Annotated in this window: 13 protein-coding genes; 7 read left to right on the top strand and 6 right to left on the bottom strand. The window is 54.4% G+C overall.

The features are described from left to right. Window positions 1-53: 53 nt before the first annotated feature. Both clpA and ACRBB0_RS04090 read left to right on the top strand, forming a co-directional pair. Window positions 54-2384 carry an ATP-dependent Clp protease ATP-binding subunit ClpA gene (gene clpA / locus ACRBB0_RS04095; RefSeq protein WP_431373125.1) on the top strand — a complete coding sequence of 777 codons (2331 nt, stop codon included), beginning with the start codon at window positions 54-56 and terminating at the stop codon, window positions 2382-2384. Beyond that, the gene (locus tag ACRBB0_RS04090) at window positions 2384-3343 is read left to right on the top strand and encodes a M23 family metallopeptidase (protein WP_431373124.1); all 960 of its coding nucleotides are present in this window, start codon (window positions 2384-2386) and stop codon (window positions 3341-3343) included. The genes clpA and ACRBB0_RS04090 overlap by 1 nt, the downstream gene beginning before the upstream one ends. Before the next feature lie 3 nt (window positions 3344-3346). On the opposite strand, the gene ACRBB0_RS04085 is transcribed toward ACRBB0_RS04090, so the two are convergent. The 3 genes from ACRBB0_RS04085 to ACRBB0_RS04075 all read right to left on the bottom strand — a co-directional run bounded on the left by ACRBB0_RS04085 (window position 3347) and on the right by ACRBB0_RS04075 (window position 7914). Beyond that, a complete protein-coding gene (locus ACRBB0_RS04085) occupies window positions 3347-6142 on the bottom strand; it encodes a peptidoglycan -binding protein (RefSeq protein ID WP_431373123.1) in 2796 nt (931 codons plus the stop codon). 3 nt (window positions 6143-6145) lie between these two features. Continuing rightward, window positions 6146-7318 (bottom strand): biopolymer transporter ExbB, encoded by a 1173-nt coding sequence (locus tag ACRBB0_RS04080; protein WP_431373122.1) that lies wholly within the window; start codon window positions 7316-7318, stop codon window positions 6146-6148. A gap of 65 nt (window positions 7319-7383) precedes the next feature. Beyond that, complete coding sequence (locus ACRBB0_RS04075; protein WP_431373121.1) at window positions 7384-7914, bottom strand: gamma-glutamylcyclotransferase; 531 nt, start codon at window positions 7912-7914, stop codon at window positions 7384-7386. A gap of 65 nt (window positions 7915-7979) precedes the next feature. Between ACRBB0_RS04075 and ACRBB0_RS04070 the strand changes: the two genes are divergently transcribed. After that, a complete protein-coding gene (locus ACRBB0_RS04070) occupies window positions 7980-8939 on the top strand; it encodes a DUF2125 domain-containing protein (protein WP_431373120.1) in 960 nt (319 codons plus the stop codon). 51 nt (window positions 8940-8990) lie between these two features. Beyond that, the gene (locus ACRBB0_RS04065; protein WP_431373119.1) at window positions 8991-10268 is read left to right on the top strand and encodes an acetylornithine deacetylase/succinyl-diaminopimelate desuccinylase family protein; all 1278 of its coding nucleotides are present in this window, start codon (window positions 8991-8993) and stop codon (window positions 10266-10268) included. Window positions 10269-10338: 70 nt separating this feature from the next. On the opposite strand, the gene panC is transcribed toward ACRBB0_RS04065, so the two are convergent. From panC to ACRBB0_RS04050, 3 genes are all read right to left on the bottom strand, one after another. After that, window positions 10339-11181 (bottom strand): pantoate--beta-alanine ligase, encoded by an 843-nt coding sequence (gene panC / locus ACRBB0_RS04060; protein WP_431373118.1) that lies wholly within the window; start codon window positions 11179-11181, stop codon window positions 10339-10341. Continuing rightward, window positions 11178-12044 carry a 3-methyl-2-oxobutanoate hydroxymethyltransferase gene (gene panB / locus ACRBB0_RS04055; protein ID WP_431373117.1) on the bottom strand — a complete coding sequence of 289 codons (867 nt, stop codon included), beginning with the start codon at window positions 12042-12044 and terminating at the stop codon, window positions 11178-11180. The genes panC and panB overlap by 4 nt, the downstream gene beginning before the upstream one ends. 272 nt (window positions 12045-12316) lie before the next feature. Further along, complete coding sequence (locus ACRBB0_RS04050; protein ID WP_431373116.1) at window positions 12317-16630, bottom strand: beta-propeller fold lactonase family protein; 4314 nt, start codon at window positions 16628-16630, stop codon at window positions 12317-12319. Between the two features lie 635 nt (window positions 16631-17265). Here ACRBB0_RS04050 and ACRBB0_RS04045 point away from each other — a divergent pair. From ACRBB0_RS04045 to ACRBB0_RS04035, 3 genes are read left to right on the top strand one after another with little or no spacing between them, the layout of a single operon-like run. Beyond that, complete coding sequence (locus tag ACRBB0_RS04045; protein ID WP_431373115.1) at window positions 17266-18411, top strand: hypothetical protein; 1146 nt, start codon at window positions 17266-17268, stop codon at window positions 18409-18411. After that, the gene (locus ACRBB0_RS04040) at window positions 18405-18857 is read left to right on the top strand and encodes a toxin-activating lysine-acyltransferase (protein WP_431373114.1); all 453 of its coding nucleotides are present in this window, start codon (window positions 18405-18407) and stop codon (window positions 18855-18857) included. The genes ACRBB0_RS04045 and ACRBB0_RS04040 overlap by 7 nt, the downstream gene beginning before the upstream one ends. After that, complete coding sequence (locus ACRBB0_RS04035; RefSeq protein WP_431373113.1) at window positions 18854-19975, top strand: cupin-like domain-containing protein; 1122 nt, start codon at window positions 18854-18856, stop codon at window positions 19973-19975. Before ACRBB0_RS04040 ends, ACRBB0_RS04035 begins: the two co-directional genes overlap by 4 nt. The last annotated feature ends 74 nt before the right edge of the window (window positions 19976-20049 follow it).

Below are 20049 nucleotides of genomic sequence, written 5' to 3'. Positions count from 1 at the left end.
TAAGAAGACATGCTGGCGGTCAACGACAGCGCATAAGCAAGAGGAGCACGCTCGTGCCTTCATTCTCGAATACCCTTGAGCAGGCAATCCACGCGGCTTTGGCTCTGGCCAACTCACGTAGTCACGAATTTGCCACGCTGGAACACCTGTTGCTGGCGTTAATCGACGAACCCGACGCCGCACGCGTGATGAAGGCGTGTTCAGTTGATACAGAAGAACTCCGGACAACTTTGGTTGAATTCGTTGATGAGGATTTGTCGAATCTCGTCACTGATATCGAAGGGTCCGAGGCGGTTCCAACAGCCGCCTTCCAACGCGTGATTCAACGCGCCGCGATCCATGTGCAATCTTCCGGCCGGACCGAAGTGACCGGGGCCAATGTTTTGGTCGCGATCTTTGCCGAGCGGGAATCAAACGCCGCCTATTTCCTGCAAGAACAGGAAATGACCCGCTATGATGCCGTGAATTTCATTGCCCATGGCGTTGCCAAAAACCCCGCATATGGCGAAAGCCGCCCGATTTCCGGCTCTGAAGAAGAGGAAGAAGCCCCTCACGTTGAGCCGCAACAAACCAGCGCCGAAAAAGAAAGCGCCTTGGCAAAATACTGCGTTGATTTGAACGTCAAGGCTGGCGAAGGCGATATCGACCCGCTGATTGGCCGCGATTCCGAAGTCGAACGTTGTATTCAGGTTCTCTGTCGCCGTCGTAAAAACAACCCGTTGCTGGTTGGTGATCCGGGCGTTGGCAAAACTGCCATCGCAGAAGGATTGGCACGCAAAATCGTGTCTGGCGAAACACCCGAGGTCTTGTCAAACACCACGATTTATTCGCTCGATATGGGGGCGTTGCTTGCTGGAACACGCTACCGCGGTGATTTCGAAGAGCGCCTCAAGGCCGTCGTGACCGAACTTGAAGATCACCCTGACGCGGTACTGTTTATCGACGAAATTCATACCGTTATTGGTGCAGGTGCGACCTCAGGCGGGGCAATGGATGCCTCCAACCTACTGAAACCGGCCCTTCAGGGCGGTAAACTCCGCACCATGGGCTCAACCACCTACAAAGAATTCCGTCAGCACTTTGAAAAGGACCGCGCCCTAAGCCGTCGGTTCCAGAAAATTGACGTGAATGAGCCGTCGGTCGATGATGCCGTGAAAATCCTCAAGGGTCTGAAACCCTATTTCGAAGAGCATCACAGCGTTAAATACACGGCGGATGCGATCAAATCAGCCGTTGAGCTGGCCGCGCGCTATATCAATGACCGCAAACTGCCCGACAAGGCGATTGATGTCATCGACGAAGCCGGTGCCGCACAGCACTTGGTTGCCGAAAGCAAACGTCGCAAGACCATCGGCACTAAGGAAATTGAAGCCGTTGTGGCAAAAATTGCCCGCATTCCTCCGAAAAACGTCTCCAAAGACGATGCCGAGATGCTCAAAGACTTGGAGAAAACGCTTAAGCGTGTGGTCTTTGGTCAGAACGACGCCATTGATGCGCTTGCTTCGGCAATCAAACTTGCGCGCGCCGGGTTGCGTGAACCTGAAAAACCGATTGGGAACTATCTCTTCGCAGGCCCGACCGGTGTTGGGAAAACCGAGGTCGCCAAGCAATTGGCCGACAACCTTGGCGTCGAGCTGCTGCGGTTTGACATGTCTGAGTACATGGAAAAACACGCTGTATCACGCTTGATTGGTGCCCCTCCCGGCTATGTCGGATTTGATCAGGGTGGTCAGTTGACGGATGGTGTTGATCAGCACCCTCATTGCGTTTTGCTTTTGGACGAAATGGAAAAAGCGCATCCGGATGTCTACAATATACTTCTGCAGGTAATGGACCACGGATCCTTGACGGATCATAACGGTCGAACCGTGGATTTCCGTAATGTGATCTTGATCATGACATCCAATGCTGGCGCAACGGAACAGGCAAAATCCGCCATCGGATTTGGGCGTGATCGTCGCGAAGGTGAAGATACCGCTGCTATTGAACGCACCTTTACCCCCGAATTCCGCAACCGTTTGGACGCCGTTATTAGCTTCCAACCACTGCCCAAAGATGTGATCTTGCAAGTTGTTGAAAAGTTCGTGCTTCAACTCGAAGCACAACTGATGGATCGCGGTGTCAGTATTGAGCTCACCCGTCCGGCCGCAGAATGGCTTGCAAACAAAGGATATGACGACAAAATGGGTGCGCGCCCGTTGGGACGCGTCATTCAAGAGCACATCAAAAAGCCACTCGCAGAAGAGTTGTTGTTCGGTAAATTAATGAAGGGCGGATTGGTCAAAGTTTCGGTTAAGGACGGCGAGTTGGTTTTGAACCTGGAAGGTCCATCCAAGCCTAAGATCAGCAGCAAAAAGAAGCCGCCACTGCTGACGGCCGACTGATGCGGTTCGGCCTCGGACTTGCCGCGGCATTGGCTTTGGTAACTGATTTGGCCCAAGCGGAGGACATCCGCTTGGGCTTTCCTTTAGACTGCGACATCGGAAAAACCTGCTTTATTGAGGATTACGTCGACCACGACCCCAATCCAAACAGACAAACAGACTACCGTTGCGGTTTGAATTCTCGCGATGCACACAAGGGAACTGATTTCGCGCTCCTCACTTTTGACGCTGTAACCAAAGGCGTCGACGTCTTTTCAGCGGCCCCAGGCATCGTGTTTCGGACTCGTGACAACATGCCAGATGACCGGTTGATGCGCGATGTCACTCCGGAAACCGCGTGCGGAAACGCTGTTATCGTCAAACACGACAACGGCTGGGTCACTCAATATTGCCATCTCAAGCAAGGATCCGTCGCGGTTAAACCCGGCGACCTGGTACAGACTGGAACAGCATTGGGGCTGGTCGGGCTTTCAGGTCAAACCAACCACCCGCATCTACATTTTTCGGTATACCACGACTCAAATTTGATCGACCCGTTTCAACCCGGTCCATTGAACAGCTGCACCGATGAGACCGAAGGGCTCTGGGTCAATCCCATTGTGTATCACCGGACTGGTATTCTAACAGCTGGAATAACGGATCATGTTCCCGATCTCGACTCTGTCCGAACCGGCGCCGCCCGCTTAACCAGCAATGCTCCAAACCAACCAATTGTATTGTATATGCATGCCGCTCATGCGGAACACGGTGATGTACTTCGATTGACCGCCACCGGTCCAAGTGGCGAAATCTTTGATCATTCGATGGTGTTGAAGTCGCCCAAGGCCAGCCAAATGCAGGCGTATGGCCGAAAAGCCCCTGAGCAAGGTTGGGAAATGGGCCACTACGTTGGAGAAGCGACCTTGTCGCGAAAAGGTGAAATAATCGCGCATCGGTTTGCACATATTACAGTCAAATAGCGGTCAGCGTTCTGTCAGCTTCAACTCAATCCGGCGGTTTTGCGCCCTTGCTTCGGCCGAGTTTTCAGAATTGACGGGTTGGAATTCGCCAAATCCGTTGGCGGCCAATCGCTGCGGTGGAATACCATAGGAATCGATCAAAACCCGCACGACAGACAGCGCGCGCGCTTGGCTTAGCTCCCAGTTGTCGGCAAAAGCGGCACCAGGGCGAACCTTAACATTGTCCGTATGGCCATCGACGCGGATCACCCAATCTATCCCATCAGGGATGTCGCTGACGATTGCGCGCAAGATGTTGGCGACTTTGGAAATTTCACGTTTCCCAAGCGCGGATAGTTCCGTCTCTCCCGGTGGGAAAAGCACTTCCGACGAGAACACAAACCTGTCACCTTCGATACGAACACCTTCGCGGGCACCGACAACATCGCGCAGCCTGCCAAAGAATTCAGACCGGTAGCGTTCAAGGTCCTTCTTTTCCTCTTCGAGACGTTTACGCTCCGCTTCTTCCAACTTGCGACGCTTGCGCTCTTCTGCCGCCAAACGGGCAACCGCCGCGTTCAAATCCGATCCAAGGCTTTGCAGTTGCACTTGCGCCTCAATGTCCCGGACTTTGGCATCGTCCAAGAGCGCTTGCAGCTCACCCAATTGTTGACGCAAGGCCGCAACTTGCTGGTTCAACAATTCTGACTGTTTCTCGGCAACGCTCGCGCGTTCCTTATTCACCGCCAGTTCTTGATGCGCTTCCGACAAAAGCGCCTGTTTCTGCTCGGCCTCAGTCAACTGAGTGTCCAGTTCAGTCTCGGCGGCCTTCTGAGCCGCCAGTGCCGAAATCAACTTGGCCCGCACGTCTTCGGCAGATCCCTGAGCTTCAAGCCGTGCTGCCAATGCTGCCGCCAGACGTTCTTCAAGTGACCGGCTGTCGTCGGCCTGCTCCAGAACTTTCGCTTCGGCCACGGCAAGAGATTGACGCAATTGGACAATAAGCCCATCGCGGTCATCATCACGCGTCTTTGCAGCCGCCAGTTCTGCGGCCAGCCGATCCGCCCGATTACGGGCCGCGATCAATTCGGCTTGATCCGCCGCCTGACTGCTCAAAGACGTCAATTGCGCCGTCAGTTCTGCGTTTTCCGAGATCAGAGCATCAATTCGCAATTGCCGGTCGCCGGATCGTTTTTCCGACGCATCAAGTTGGGTTTGTAACTGCGCGGTTTGCCCCTGCAAATCGGCCAAACGTTGGTCCCCCAACTCCCCTGCGGATTGCGCTGCGTCCAACCGGGCGGTCAAATCAGCCGAGGACGCGTTCAGGTTCTCAAGCTCAGTCTGCGCTGCTGCAAGCTGCCTTTGCGCATCATCAGCAGCAGCTTCCAGAGCCACCCTTTCAGTTTGCGCTGTCTCTAGTGCCGATGACGCGTCTTGCGTCTGCTGCTTTGCTACCGAAAGCGCCGAGACCAGTTCGATATTTCGGTCACGCATTGCTCCCAGCTCGGCTTGTAAACTGTCCGCCTCGGTCAAACGAGCCAGCGCAGCAGCCAGTTTCGCCGACAAATCCGAAAGCTGTGTCCCGCTTTCGTTGACGGCCAGTTGCGCTTGGGCCAACGCGCTTTCGGCCTCCTCGCGTGCTGATTTTTCTTCGCTCAGCGCAACTTCGGCCTCGGAGCGCGCGGCTTTTTCCACAGCCAAATCCGCTTGGGCACTTGCCAAGGCAGTTTGCTCTTCTCTGAGCGCCGACGTGGCCTCTTGCAAGGCGCGCTGTTCACCGCTGAGGCCAGCTTCGGCCGCGGTCCGGGCCGCTTGCTCATCGCCAAGCGCGGTTTCGGCCAGTTCGCGCCCGGCGCGTTCAGTTTCCAATGCGCTGCGCAGGGTCGCAAGACGCTCGCTCGCATCCACCCCCTGTGCCCGTGAGGTGGCAAGCTCAGCCTTGAGCCGGGCCATCTCGGCTTCGGCATTATCCAACTGGGTTTGCAAAAGCTGTGTCTCGCTTTGCCCCGTGACAAGCGCCGCCGCAAGTTGGGCATTCAAATTAGCTTCAGCCTTGCGCGCCGCCGCCAACAAAGTCAGCGTCTCTTCGGCTTTCTTACGCTCGTCTTCCAGCGCCAAGGTCATGGCCGTTAGCTCGGCATCAGCATTTTCTAAACGGTTTCGCAGCAACTCGGCGGCCTTGGCTTCGGCCAACCTTTGCGCCTCTTCGTCACTCAGGGCAGCTTGGGTTTCGCCTAGCTCGCTCGACAATGCACCGATTTGAAGCTCTTGATCGGCGTTTTTCGACTGCAAGTCCGCCAAGACAGCTTCCAGCGCCTCACGTTTTGCAGCCGCCAGCTTTGCTGCTTCGGCTTGGCTATCAATTTCGGTGCGTGCTTGGTTTAAGTCTTTGCTGAGATCATCCCGCTCAATCAAAAGCGCTGCGACCTGATCCTCGAAACTGGCAATCCGGTCAGAGGCAGCGGCTATTTCAGCGGCCTGCCTGTCGCGGGTCGCAGACAGCGAGGCAATAATCCCGGCCTGTTCAGTCAGTCGGGTTTGGTTGTCGTTTAACGTCGCCTGCAATTCGCCAACTTCATTGGTGAGCGCCGTGTTGCGACGCTCTTGCAAGCCAAGTGCCTGCGCCAAGGCGGCGACCTCTGATGACAGAGAATCCAGCTCGGTTTCTTGCCCGGTGATCGTTTCACGCAGCACAAATTGCACCGCCATAAAGATCGACAAAACAAAAGTGAGCACCAGCAAAAGCCCGGTCATCGCGTCGACAAATCCCGGCCAGATCGAGGCCTGAAGCCTGGCACCGGTGCGGCGGGACAGCGCCATGGCTTAATCCTCGCCCAGACGGCTGCGCGGGGTCTGGCTTAGCTTGCGCCCCAACGCGGCAAGATCTGTGCGCAACTCGGCCATGCTTTCTTGGCGCCCGGCCGCGATTTCTTCCAAGATGCGAAGCATTTGAACGTCAATAGACCGCAAACGCATCCGGCTTTCAGCATCAAGGCCTTCGCTACTCTCTTTTTCGCGGATCGCCTCGGCCAGCAATTCCTGACCTTCGGCGATACGCGCCATCGAGTTCGCCGTCGGGGCCGTGGCTTCAATACGTTCTGTCAGGCGTTCCAGCGAATCCGCCAGTTGTGCCAAACGGTTATCGACATCGGCGCGCCCTTGTTCAGATCGTGCAAACAACAGCTGCAAGCGTTCCATCTGTTCCGCCATCTGATCAAGAACTATGCCAGCAGCGCCAAGATCAGGCCCCTCACCTTCGCCAGAAGAAAATCCCAGCTTGGTGATTGAGCTGAGCCATTCTTCCAATTCGCGATAGAACCGGTTTTGTCCGTGTCCGGCAAAAAGCTCTAACAGACCGACGATCAACGAACAGGCCAGCCCAAGCAAAGACGATGCAAAGGCAACGCCCATACCACCAAGTTGGCTCTCCAACCCTGTCATCAAGCGATTGAAGACCGCTACGCCTTCTTCGCCTTCTTGCGGAGCAAGGCCGCGAATGGTGTCAACGAGCGCCGGGACAGTAGTCGCAAGGCCATAGAATGTTCCCAAAAGGCCCAAGAAAATCAGCAGCGACACGATGTATCGGGTGATTTCGCGGGCTTCATCAATCCGCGTTGCGACAGAATCCAGAATGGAGCGAGTAGACGTTGTGTTGATCTGCATGCGCCGATCATGACGGCCAAGCAGCGTCGCCAGAGGGGCTAACAATTGCGGAGCCTTGGCACGCGTCCCCTGATCACCGGGACGGGCAAAGTTCAGAATCCACCGAACTGACGTCATCAATTGCGCAACCTGCCAGAAACAGGCCAGCACACCGATCACAAAGACGAAAAAGATAAAACCGTTTAGGTAGGGGTTCGATTCAAAGACCGGCAACACCCGAGGCAGCGCCAAAAAGGCACCGGCAATGGAAAGCCCCAGAACCATCAGCATCAAAAAGACCTGACGGACGGGTTGAGAAAAATGCGGCTCGGCCTCGAGGTCGGGCTGGTCCATCGGACACCTGACACGTTGTTATACTTAGGGTGAACCTAAGGCTTTAGACGCCGTTCGCCAAGCTCTTATGCACGCAGAGCTTTGACCCGGTCTGTAAGCCAGTGCAAATCTGCATCTGGGACACCCAATTCGTCCAAATGTGCGGCAGTATTGTACAAATAGTCACAGTTAGGACCGCGCCCACCATGGGCCTGCGCAATAATTTGCGCCTGTTCTTCCAGCGTAAGCTCGCCCGTGTATTGGACGTGGTGTGGATCAATGACGTAGGACACGGCCTCAACCTTTTCGCCACTCGCCAGCTCAACTTGCAAAACGCGCTCAAGATACGCGGCCGAAACCAATTCCCGTTCGCGCAAATATTCCAATGCGGCGTCTTCGGTTCCCGGCTCGGCACGCAAGGCCAATCCGTCGCACGCCGTCCCGTCATGTTCATCAAGTGCCAAGACGAGGCCAGGTTTTTCCTCGCTCCCGCGGTGGTGGATTGAGTACATGCAAAAACTGCGCGCATAGCCAGAAAGACGGGCCGGCTGGCTCTCTGCCACCTTAAAGCCCGGGTTCCACAAAAGCGACGCATAGCCGAAAACCCAAAGTGTCATGGTCTGGTCCTTATCCCTTGGGCGCTGTAAACACCATCCGACACGTCAGGAAAAGGGGGGCACCGATGAAACGGCTGATCTTGGTGGTGGTTTTAGCGGCTTTTGCATGGGCTGGTTGGTGGTTCTATCAGGCGCATTCCCTGCGCACAGAGGTTGAAGCGTGGTTTGAAGACCGGCGTTCCGAAGGCTGGATTGCCTCTTATGCGGATTTTTCAATTGGCGGGTTTCCGAACCGTTTAGACATGTCGTTTGAAGACCTGTCTTTGGCAAATCCCGACACCAACATCCTATGGGAAGCGCCCTTTTTTCAAGTCCTTATGCTCAGCTACAAACGGGATCATCACATCCTGATTTTTCCTGAATTGCAGACCGTGACCCTGCCCTCTGGATACCACGAAATCACCAGCGAAGGGCTTCGCGCCAGTGTCGTCTATGCTGAGGGGGAACGTATCGAACGGATCAATGCCGAGGCCACGGTTTTGAATTGGGACGGCACCGCGATGGCAGACACCAATGCTGCCCTATTAAGACTAGATGATGCCCAGTATCAATTTGCCTTTGTTGCGAATTCCATTGCCCGCGCCGAGGGGCGATTGACGCCTTTGGCCGAAGGGCGCGTCAACGACACGCAGATCAACACAACCATCACATTTGACAAAGACTGGGCCATGTCTTCGCTTCTCCAAGGCCGGCCTCAGCCCCGCAATATTGATGTGTCTCTGATGTCCTATCAGCTTGCCGAGCTGAACCTAAACCTTGCCGGAGACCTGCAAGTCGATGCCCAAGGCCGCGCAAACGGCGAGCTGACCTTGCGCGCTGTGAACTGGCAGGATGCATTGGAGAAGGCACGCGTTGGGCAACAATTACCAGATGGCGTGACCCAAAAACTGATTCAAGGGCTGTCCGTGGTTGCCGGATTAAAGGGGCGATCCGATACGCTTGATTTACCTTTACGTCTGGATAATGGGCAGATGTCGCTTGGTTTGATACCTCTTGGCCCCGCGCCTTTGTTGCAAGTCCCTTAAGGGCTTGCACAATACACGCAATGGGTGAAAACTCTGCGCGTGGAGAGACATATGACCGACAGTATTTTCAAGCGGATCGAAGAAAAGCGGGGCGAATTGATCGCGCTGACCCAAGATTTGATTCGCATACCAACCCTGAACCCACCGGGCGAAAATTACCGCGAAATTTGTGAGTTTCTTGCCAAACGCCTTGAACCGCGTGGCTACACCTGCACCTTGATCCGTGCCAAAGGTGCCCCCGGCGATAGCGATCGGTATCCACGTTGGAACATCGTTGCACGGCGCGACGGGTCTCGGGCTGGCGATTGCGTTCATTTCAACTCTCACACTGACGTGGTCGAAGTCGGCCAAGGCTGGACACGCGATCCGTTTGGCGGTGCCTTGGAAGGTGATCTGATTTACGGACGCGGCGCGTGCGATATGAAAGGGGGGCTTGCTGCGTCGATTATCGCAGCGGAAGCCTTTGTCGAAGAGCACCCGGATTATTGCGGCGCGATAGAAATCAGCGGCACTGCTGACGAAGAGTCTGGCGGCTATGGCGGCGTCGCCTACCTTGCGGAACAAGGCTATTTTGACCCCAAACGCGTTCAGCATGTGATTATTCCTGAGCCCTTGGGCCATGATCGGATTTGTCTGGGCCATCGCGGCGGATGGTGGGCCGAAATCGAAACCAAGGGGGAAATCGCCCACGGATGTATGCCGTTTTTAGGCGATTGTGCCGTGCGCCACATGGGGGCCGTTCTAGACGCGTTTGAGGAAAAGCTGTATCCGGCCATGGCCAAGCGGTTTACCGAAATGCCGGTGATCCCGGATGGAGCGCGCCAATCGACGATGAACATCAACTCCATTCACGGAGGACAGCCTGAACAACCCGCCGACTATACCGGCCTGCCTGCACATTGCGTGCCAGACAGTTGTAAAATCGTCATTGATCGGCGTTTTCTGATCGAAGAGGGGATTGATGCAACACAGGCCGAAGTCGTTGATCTTTTGGACGATATCAAAGCCAACCGCCCCGGATTTGACTATGAGTTGCGCGAAATCAACCGGGTGATCCCGTCGATGACGGCCAAGGATGCCCCCATTGTCACCACGGTTCATGACGCGATCCGGGATGTCTTGGGCCAAGACCCGGCATATGTCGCGTCGCCGGGCAGCTATGACCAAAAGCACATTGACCGGATCGGAACCCTGAAAAACTGCATCGCTTATGGGCCGGGCGAATTGGAAATGGCGCATAAACCGGATGAATATATCGCGGTCACAGAAATGCTCGACAGTGCCCGCGTCATGGCACGTAGCCTGCAAACGCTTTTGCTGTCTGATTGATCGCAGCGGTTTGCGGGATGGCGGGCGGGGCGTCTTTCAGCTTGCTGAAACAGCGTGCCCGCCATTCTCGTTAAACGGCAATATTGTCGATCAACCGAACACCTGCCAACCACGCCGCAGCCAAAAGCCGTGCGGGTCTCTCGGGTGCATCCAAAGTCGCCAAATCATCGCACGCCCGTAAATCTAGATACTCGACCTCCGTAAAACCTGCGGCCAAAATCCGTTTGCGCGCCTCAATCCGCAACTCAGACGCAGTGCCCCCAGCCCGCAATCCGGCTGCCATATCTTCCATGGCCTCGTTCAGAACCGGGGCTTTGATCCGCGCGCGATCCGACAAGAGCAGATTGCGCGACGACATCGCCAACCCGTCTTCTTCACGAATGGTCGGGCACCCTACGACTTCCGTCATCAGATCCAGATCGATTGCTAGCCGCTTAACCACTTGCAACTGTTGGAAATCCTTTTCACCAAAAAACGCCTGATCTGCGCGTGTTTGCGTGAACAACTTGGTAACCACAGTCGCAACACCATCAAAGTGCCCCGGCCGGTGGGCCCCGCAAAGCACATTCGTCAGTCCCGACACCGACACAGTCGTGGCAAAACCGTCGGGGTAAATCTCCTCTGGATTGGGGCAGTAAATGGCGTCAACCCGATGGTGGGACAGCTTCTTGGCGTCGTCTTCTTCCGTGCGTGGATAGTTCTCCAAGTCTTCAGGATTGTTGAACTGCTTCGGATTCACAAAAATCGTCACGATGACCCGGTTGCACGCCTCTTCTGCGGCACGCACCAGGCTCAAATGCCCTTGATGCAGCGCGCCCATTGTTGGCACAACACCCACTGTTTCCCCGGAGGCTTTCCACGCGGCGACCTGTGCGCGCAGCTCATTTTTGGTTCGAATAATTGGCGGGATCATTTTGACTTCCCACCTGTTTCCGGGCCTGTTTTCGGGTTCTTCTTGGGCGCTTCGTCGGCAAACAGATGTTCTTGCGCCGGGAATGTCCGAGCCCGAACCTCAGCCGCGTATTGTGCAAAGGCGGCTTCTGCCTGTTCACCCAAATTCGCATAGCGCTTGACGAATTTTGCCTTGAAGGCCGTAAAGAGGCCAATCATATCATCGACAACCAAGATTTGTCCGTCACACCCCGCCGACGCGCCAATCCCTATGGTTGGAATGTCGATTTCCGCCGTGACGCTATCGGCCAATGACGCCGGTACTTTTTCCAAGACGACCGCAAATGCCCCGGCTTGTTCCACCGCCTTGCTGTCCGCCATCAGAGCGTCACCGGCCTCACCGCGCCCTTGTACTTTGTAGCCACCCAGCGTGTTGATCGACTGCGGTGTTAACCCAACATGCGCCATCACCGGAACCCCGCGCGCTACCAGGAACGCGATGGTTTCGGCCATGGTGACACCGCCCTCAAGCTTGACCGCTGCGGCCCCGGTTTCGGACATGATCCGAGCCGCATTCCGAAACGCCTGTTGCGGGCTTTCTTCATAAGAGCCAAACGGCATGTCGACGACCATCATCGCCGAGCTGAGTCCGCGTGCCACAGCCTGGCCGTGCAGGATCATCATCTCCATCGTCACGCCAAGTGTCGATGGCAATCCGTGCAAAACCATCCCAACACTATCGCCGACCAAAACGAAATCGCAATGGGCATCCATCAACTCAGCCATTTGGGTGGTGTATGCTGTCAAACTGACCAGCGGCTCGCCGCTCTTGCGGGCCCGGATGTCGTCAGGCATCGGGGCCCGTTTCTTTGCTGTCGCGCTCATATCCGCGTCCTCCACGCAAGAATATTTCGCGGCGGTGTATCATTTGCTGCATTGCAGAACCAGCAAAGAATTGCGTTGCCCCGCAACGTCAGCACTGACGGGCACAAAACAAGCCGGGCCATTGTGCCGAAACCCGAGGCGGCAGCTGTGGGCACACCCGGACAATTTGGGCGGTTTGACAAAGAGAGGGCGCAAATGCCTATGCATCAACATCCCATCACTTGGACGGGTACAATGATCCCCGCCCAATACCGTTTTCCAACTAAACCGTTTTAGAGAATAAAGTCGCTGGCTGTCAGCACATAAACCCCGTCCAAAGTGAGCCTGAAATCACCGGCACCGTCCCCATCAACATCTCCGTAGATATGGGTTTGAGTGGCTGTCGTAACATAGCGCAACGTCGCGCCAGCCCCGGAATGGGCAAGGGTGCCAACAAATTGAAAGCTCTGGTCGCCGCCCACTGTGGTCAGCGCATCAATATCTGATAGATCAATGACATCAGTGCCTTGATCGAAATCTGTTATCAGATCATTGACGCCGCCTGATGTCCCAATTTCAGCAATTGAATTGAAGTCGAACTCATCGGCACCCAGCCCCCCGGTCAGAACATCCGCGTCCAAGCCACCTGTTAATGTGTCGGCTCCGGTGCCCCCCAACAGCGTGTCGCGGCCGCCATTTCCAAACAAGACGTCAGCATCGTCACCGCCAAGAAGGCTGTCGCTTCCGTCCCCGCCTGCCAGGGTGTCGTCACCGGAATTTCCATACAGGACGTCGTTGTTGTTCCCGCCAGACAGGCTATCGGCACCGTCGCCGCCGCGCAGCGTATCTTGGCCTTCATTGCCAAACAGGCTGTCGTTATTGTCGCCACCCAGCAAGCTGTCACGGCCCGTGCCGCCATAAAGCAGGTCATTCCCAGCATCGCCATTTAGCGTGTCGTTTTGTGCGCCGCCCCGCAGCTCATCCGCACCACTGCCCCCGGAAATAGTGTCATAACCGTCACCGCCAATCGCAGTGTCGTTGTTGTCGCCGGCTGACAACAGATCATCTCCGTCACCACCTTCTAAAGTGTCGTTGCCTTGGTTGCCGTACAAAACATCATCATCGTCGCCGCCCTGCATTTCATCGTGACCGCTTCCGCCGAACAACGTGTCTAGCCCTGCATCACCCTCGAGAGTGTCGCTCCCTTCGTTGCCACGCAGACTGTCGTTACCGGCACCGCCGTCAATGCTGTCGTAACCAATGCCACCGACCGCAGTGTCATTCCCTTCACCACCGAGCAAGGTGTCGTTGTTGTCGCCGCCATCCAAATAATCGCTCTGATTGCCGCCATCCAACAGGTCGGAACCATTTTCACCATACAAGGAGTCACTGTTGTCACCGCCGGACAGATTGTCGTTTTGGTTGCCGCCCAAAAGCGTGTCGTTTCCGCCATTGCCAACAAGCGTGTCTTCATCGTCACCGCCCGAAAGACTGTCATTACCTGCCCCACCCGCAAGGGTATCAAGGCCGGTATTGCCAATCAGGGTATCGTGGCCATTGCCACCGCGCATGTCATCATTGCCTTGGGCACCCGACAAGAGATCTTCGCTGTCTCCGCCAAACAGCGTATCGTGCCCATCACCGCCACGAAGATCATCCATGCCGCGCCCACCCAAGAGGCTGTCTGCGCCACCGCCGCCAAGCAAGGTGTCTCGTCCGTCACCACCACTGAGCGTATCGTTGCTGTCGCCGCCAACCAAGAAATCGCCCTGGTTTCCACCAAAGATCAAATCCCGGCCATCCTCACCATAAATGGTGTCGGCCCCGTCGCCGCCATACAAAGAGTCACCTCCGGTTCCCCCCCGGATCGTGTCCTCGCCTTGACCACCGGACAAAGAATCCGCGCCGCCCATCCCACGCAGCACATTGTCACCGACATTTCCGCGCAAAACATCGTTCAAATTCGTGCCCGTCGCAAAAACATTGTTTTCACCCTCAAGGGTCACGGCCTCAAACACGCCAAGGAACTGGCTCCACGACAAATCAATACTTTGATGGGTGAAGATGTGATCGTAACCAGACCCGCCCGCGCTTAGCTCGTCCACGATATCGATGCGATCAATGTAATACACATCATCGCCCAGACCGCCTTGCAGGGTGTCAAGATCACCGCCACCAATCAAGGTGTCGTTGCCAGATCCGCCGATCAGCAGATCGCCACCAAGCCCCCCGTCGAGAAGATCGTTGCCAGATCCACCGATCAACGCATCCATACCATCACCACCAAACAGCTGATCATTACCACCATTCCCATGCAAGGTATCGTCACCAATGCCGCCGACCAGAGTGTCATCTCCGATGTCCAACGCCATATTGGGCACGGTCAAACTAACCGCAACTTGGGTCGCGGCGCTGTCCGAAGCCACCAAAATAACTTCGATCACATCGCCCGCGGATGTCGACAACCCTTCGACCGACACATTGTATTGTAATCCCAACGGCGTCACGGTGAATTCATTGTCGTTTAGTGTTCTGCGTAAAGTCCCGTTCACGTGAATTTCCAACCGATCCACTTCACTATTGGCGACCGGAGAGCCGGTTAAATTGGCTGTCAAAGAGCTCGGCTCAATCACGCGAACTGCGCTGTTGTTGGCCAGCCCATCATCCACAAGATCAAGATCAGCCAGACTTGCGTCGTTGCCCAGGCCAACGGCGGAAACATTTGCGTTCAGCCCGTTTGGGTCGATTAGCGTCGCAACTTCATCTAGGAAATTGCCGCCTGAAATGTTCTCACCGTCTGACATAAAGAACACCCGGTTCTGACCGGGCCCTGCCGTGGACAAAGCTGCGATGGTTTCCTGCAAGGCCGCTTCAAAATTGGTGCTGCTCCCAAAATCCAAAGCTTCAAGCGCAGACACCACGCCACCAATAACGGACCCGGAATAGACAGTCTGTGCCGAGCCATCAAAAGCAACGATTGTTACATTTGAGCTGGTGAACCCGGCGGATACAATTGAGGCTGTCAAAGCTTCATAGGCGGCAATCGTCCCGTCAAGAAGTGTATTGGCGGCCCCATCTTGATTGAGATCACCTATGGTCTCGGCCCCCAAAAAAGCGTCGTTCATGGATGGCGAAACATCAATGACGTAGACGATATTGAAGGTTCCCGTATCCAAGGGCTGCCTGTTGATCAGACCTGAAATATCAAGCGTTGATCCGTCCGAGGCATCTGGCAGAGTAACTGTTAGTGCCAAGTCCTGGCCTGTTTCGGTAATCGTTGTGACATTGGATTCGGTTTGCACCAAATCGTCATCCCCCAGGATCAAATCATCGCCCGCGCCACCGTTGACAATGTCGTCGCCTTGGCCCGCATCAACGGTGTCATCTCCGCCCTGAGCGATAATAAGATCATCACCGCCCAACCCATTGATTTCGTCGCCTTCTGGGTTTCCGATCAAAAGATTATCGGATTGCGTGCCATCAATTGCCGGTGCATCGCCGTTTAGACGGAACACCGAGAATCCATCGTCATCTAGCCCGCTGGCTACCAAGAACCCCACACCATCCACGTCAACGAACTCAACAGCGAGGGTTCCGTTGAGGGCAAGGGATGGATCGGCGGAGTCAAACAGCGTTTCGACTTCGGTCAACGCGCCCGTGGCATCTATTTCAAATAGTGAAACCCCATCGTCATAGGCTCCGGTGGCCGCAAGATAAGAGCCGCCTTCAAACTCAAAAACCTCAATATCTGTAGCGCCATTTAAGGCAAGCTCCGTGGTATCTGAGTAATTAAAGACGTTCGTCAGCGTGCCGTTGGCCGCCACTTGAAACACCGAGATGCCGTCGTCGTTGAGACCTGCGACATACAAAAAGGTGTTCGCACCAATCGTCGCGGCTTCAATACCAAGCGCCCCGTTCAGCAACAGTGTCGAGACATCGTTGACGGTCGCGACATACATCAGCAAACCAGACGAGGTGAGCTCAAAAACGGTGATCGCATCATCATCGCGGCCAGTGACATAGACGAACGTGTTTGCCCCCATCGTCACAACGGCTGTGTCCGAAGCGGCGTTCATCCCAAACTCGGGCTGGAGGGTGTCATCAATATTGGCTGTGTTGGTCAAAGTACCGTCAACACCGATCTGAAAGACACTCAGCCCGTCATCATAGTAACCGTGGACGATCAAGAATTGGTTCGCCCCCGATTGGACGATGCTCAATTCACCAAAAGGCAAATCAAGTTCCAAAGTTGCATCGTCAATAATGGTTTGAGACAGAGATAAGGTTCCGTCCTGCTGAACTTCAAATACAGAAAGCGAGTCGTCAGATTCGGAAACGGCATAAAGGTAATTCGTGCCCGATATCTCAATCGAAGCAAAGCCGCTAACCCCGTTTAGCGCATTTGTACTATCGTTTGCGACCGTCGTTACCAAATCTGTGGTGCCGTCGGAAAACATTTCATAAACACTGATCGAATCCGCGTAAACACCCGCAATATATAGGAAAGTTCGCTCTCCTATGTGGATCGTTTCAAGCCCGCGCGCACCATTCAAAGAGGTGCCGGTTGTAGATTCAGTATGCTGTAGGGAAAGTGTCGACTGGGGCACGGGTTACCTCGATTAGATAAATGTGGTTGGGCGAAACTACAAAGATAGTTTCTTGCCCGCTTGGTGTTGTCAAGCTGGCAGACAGCCCCGGTTTTTCAAATCCGCCCGCCCAATCGACGAGCTTCGCTTTCAAAGTTTTACCAACTACTTTTGCACAATCTTCGACTGTGAAATACGCCGCCTAGCAACTGCTCTGTTAACGATTTTCAAGGTCTTGGGACGCCTTCAATGTCAACATCCTCAGATGAGCGATGACCGACGCCCCCTCCGGGAGACCTCGCTTGGGACAGGATACTTATTTTCCCGAGACGGCTTTCCGACACCCTGACTTGAACGCGAAGACCAGTATCAGCGCGTGCGGTTGATTGAGGCATGTAAGGACTTGAAGAAAAACGATATTGCGCGATTTCATGGTCATAGCAGCGACCGAACCGCCGACAGGGTGAACATCAAAAAGCCGTCATGAGATTCGCTCTGTGACCCGGTTTATCCCGTCTGTCTCAACCCTCATCGGGTATCTGTTCCAGAGGGTGAAATATTGTCGCGTTTAGGTAGATTTTGGGGTTGCGGACCCACCAGAAATCACTAAACCTTAACGCGAGATGTTTCGTCGGTAACTCTTTTTGGTGTTTTTTATGACAGTAGTCCGGCCTGACTTAAAAGACGGTTACACAATTTCCGATTGGGTGAATATTCATGATTTTGACACATATATAGTTGAATTCATCGCAAGTAATATTCGGCTAAAGACAAAAAAGTCGCGGAACACCTGCACCACTCCATTTCCAAATATGTCCGCTCAGGAAGCTTGGTCACTTACATCCCAAGCCCTTGCGCCGGCATTGCCCGCACATTTGGATGACGTATTGGCAACATGCGATTTCACCGAAAAGAAATTCGATGCGCCCTTGACGGACCCGCCTGTAACCATGGATCGTGACTCAGGAAAAATGCCATTAGTTTCTATGTGTTATCAAGGAACGCCCGCCGACATGCTTTGTGTAGCGCATGAGTTTGGGCATGCATTACAGTACCACCTTGCCAGAGGCCGTTTTGTTCCACCAGTTGCGAGGGAACTTGCAGCCTTTGTTTCCGAAAGAATCTTTCTGGATTTCATTCGGAAAAACAAACCTCAGATATTCACCCCTTTGCACGCGGCTTGGCAGAAGGATAATTATATCTATCTCGGCACCGATGCGGAGCAATTGCGTGATGCTTTGAAATTACCATCTACACCATACACCTACAGGATGAACTATCCTATTGCGCGGCACATCGTGGACGAGGCGTTTGAGCCCCTCTTGCAAGATAGATTATCGGAAATTTTTCAAGGCACCTTTTCCGTTTCAGAGTGTCTTTCTAAACAAATGACTCAAATTGAGGCAGTGAATGTGAATAATTACCTTCCTATTATGACCGAAGCTGAAGACGATTGTGATGCCATAAACGCATATCGCTGCTTGGGAATGATGACTTTGCTCGATATCGAATATTCGCAGGGCGAATCCGAAAAGAGTATCGGGGAATATTATTCAACACGCCTTGGTCATATGCAGACTCAAACCGCTTTTGTGGCTATTGACGAAGAACGTCGGCCGTTTGGATACGCCATTTGGGACGTCGATCAACGCGATGCAAATAAAGTCCGCTTAAAACGACAATCTGCCCCCTTCGGTGATCATTTAGAGCTACAGAAAAAACTGCAAGCGCGGCTTCCTGAAAACGCCACGGTATTGTCCCACCATTTCGGGAGTGCTCGGGAGGAGCAGATCGCATGGTAAACCTGGACCAATATGCAAGCGCTGGCTTCGCCCTAGAATTGTTGGCGCAATCGTCGTATCACAAGCAACACGAATTGGGAGGCTACTTTTGGTCTGAAATTCTTCCTGCTTTGTGGGCGAATCAAGCGCGGTTCTATTTGACCAAGGATAGCCTTCCCAGCGCTATGGTCACTTGGGCCTGGCTGACCGAAGAGGTCGAGCAAGAGGTTCACACAACGGGCCGGGCTTTGGCCCATGATGAGTGGAATTGCGGGGACAGGTTGTTTTTCAACGACTGGATCACGCCCTACAACAACACCCGTGCCATCTTGCACGATATGACGCACAACATTTTCCCGGATCAGGTTGCCACCAGCCTAAGGCGCAATCAGGACGGCACTGTGCGCCGCATCAACCGCTGGACAGGCGTTAACCTTCGACAAACCGGTGCGGAGGCCGTGGCATGAACGTCACCTATCCACAGCAGGATTTCGAAACGGATCTGGCTGCCATCGCTGGCTTTGCCGACCTCTTGAGGACAGGGTTTCAAAACCCCGAGGGCATTCGTGGCACGGTCAAACTGCATATCCCTGAAATGCCCGAGCACGGCTTCATCGCACGTTATGCCGATGAGTTGCACATCGAGAGGCATGATCTGGATCGTGAGACGGATACCTTGGTCAGCATGCCGATTGAGACAATCAAACGCATTTTCCGGGAGTTTGAGTATCTGGATTTCCGTGACCCCAGTATCATTGGGACGATGGAGTTTTCCGGCAACCTGCACTACGCCAACCACCTCGCGAAATCATGCCTCCGCCCCAGCAACTTCACGCTTGAGCGTTTCAAATCCGTTGGGGATCTGCATCGCGACAAAGGTTATCGCGATCTTGATGAGGTCGAATACCTTCATCAACCGACACAGCGGCAAATCCTTGAGGTGATGTCCCAGGGGCGTCCGGTTGTCATCACCGGTCTCGAACCATCGCCGCCTTGCAGGGATTGGACACTCGATAAACTTGTCGAAAAATACGGCGATGCGGTTGTGAGGGTGCGCTCAGCCACTCAGAAACAAACCATGCGAGAGTTTGTCCAAGAGCTCAAAGGTTTCATGGCGAACCCGCATGACGATATGGTTGAAGGCTTCGTAAAACCATACACCGAAGGCGCAAAATTGCCCGAGGAGATGTGGCCTGACTTTGGGCCTCTGTTTTTCGACCGCGAAGATTTTATCCCGCCACAGCTTTGGCTTGGCGCGGTGCCAACGCATATCCCGACATCCAGCTTGCACCGTGACCCGCATTGCGGGTTTTTATTGCAGGTTATCGGGCGCAAGCGCCTCGATCTGTATTCTGCAGATCAAGAAGACCTAGTCTATCCGCACAAGGCCTATAACAATTATCAACCATGTTGGTTCCGTCCTGATGACCCTGACTTTTCGGTCTATCCAAAGGCCGAAAGTGCCAAATGCATTTCGGTCACACTGAACCCAGGCGAGATGATTGTGCAGCCCGCTGGCTGGTTCCATCAGGTCTATGCCCTCGATAGTCCGAATATGTCGGTAAGTTATTTTTGGCGCTACTGAGAACACGTTGCGTCACCTAGAGATTACGGCTGCATGTCCCAACAGATTTGCACTCGTAAGTAGGGCGGCAGGTT

The sequence above is a fragment of the Pelagimonas sp. genome (assembly GCF_050633425.1).
Lineage (GTDB): Bacteria > Pseudomonadota > Alphaproteobacteria > Rhodobacterales > Rhodobacteraceae > Pelagimonas.
Note: the sequence above shows the minus strand (reverse complement) of the source record. Positions and strands in the feature narration are given on the sequence as shown.

Excerpts from the sequence above, each read along its gene's own strand:
- ACRBB0_RS04080 (WP_431373122.1), bottom strand. The coding sequence starts at position 7,318 with ATGGACCAGCCCGACCTCGAGGCCGAGCCGCATTTTTCTCAACCCGTC.
- panC (WP_431373118.1), bottom strand. The coding sequence starts at position 11,181 with ATGATCCCGCCAATTATTCGAACCAAAAATGAGCTGCGCGCACAGGTC.
- ACRBB0_RS04085 (WP_431373123.1), bottom strand. The coding sequence starts at position 6,142 with ATGGCGCTGTCCCGCCGCACCGGTGCCAGGCTTCAGGCCTCGATCTGG.
- ACRBB0_RS04045 (WP_431373115.1), top strand. The coding sequence starts at position 17,266 with ATGACAGTAGTCCGGCCTGACTTAAAAGACGGTTACACAATTTCCGAT.
- ACRBB0_RS04075 (WP_431373121.1), bottom strand. The coding sequence starts at position 7,914 with ATGACACTTTGGGTTTTCGGCTATGCGTCGCTTTTGTGGAACCCGGGC.
- ACRBB0_RS04090 (WP_431373124.1), top strand. The coding sequence starts at position 2,384 with ATGCGGTTCGGCCTCGGACTTGCCGCGGCATTGGCTTTGGTAACTGAT.
- ACRBB0_RS04035 (WP_431373113.1), top strand. The coding sequence starts at position 18,854 with ATGAACGTCACCTATCCACAGCAGGATTTCGAAACGGATCTGGCTGCC.
- panB (WP_431373117.1), bottom strand. The coding sequence starts at position 12,044 with ATGAGCGCGACAGCAAAGAAACGGGCCCCGATGCCTGACGACATCCGG.
- ACRBB0_RS04040 (WP_431373114.1), top strand. The coding sequence starts at position 18,405 with ATGGTAAACCTGGACCAATATGCAAGCGCTGGCTTCGCCCTAGAATTG.
- ACRBB0_RS04065 (WP_431373119.1), top strand. The coding sequence starts at position 8,991 with ATGACCGACAGTATTTTCAAGCGGATCGAAGAAAAGCGGGGCGAATTG.
- ACRBB0_RS04070 (WP_431373120.1), top strand. The coding sequence starts at position 7,980 with ATGAAACGGCTGATCTTGGTGGTGGTTTTAGCGGCTTTTGCATGGGCT.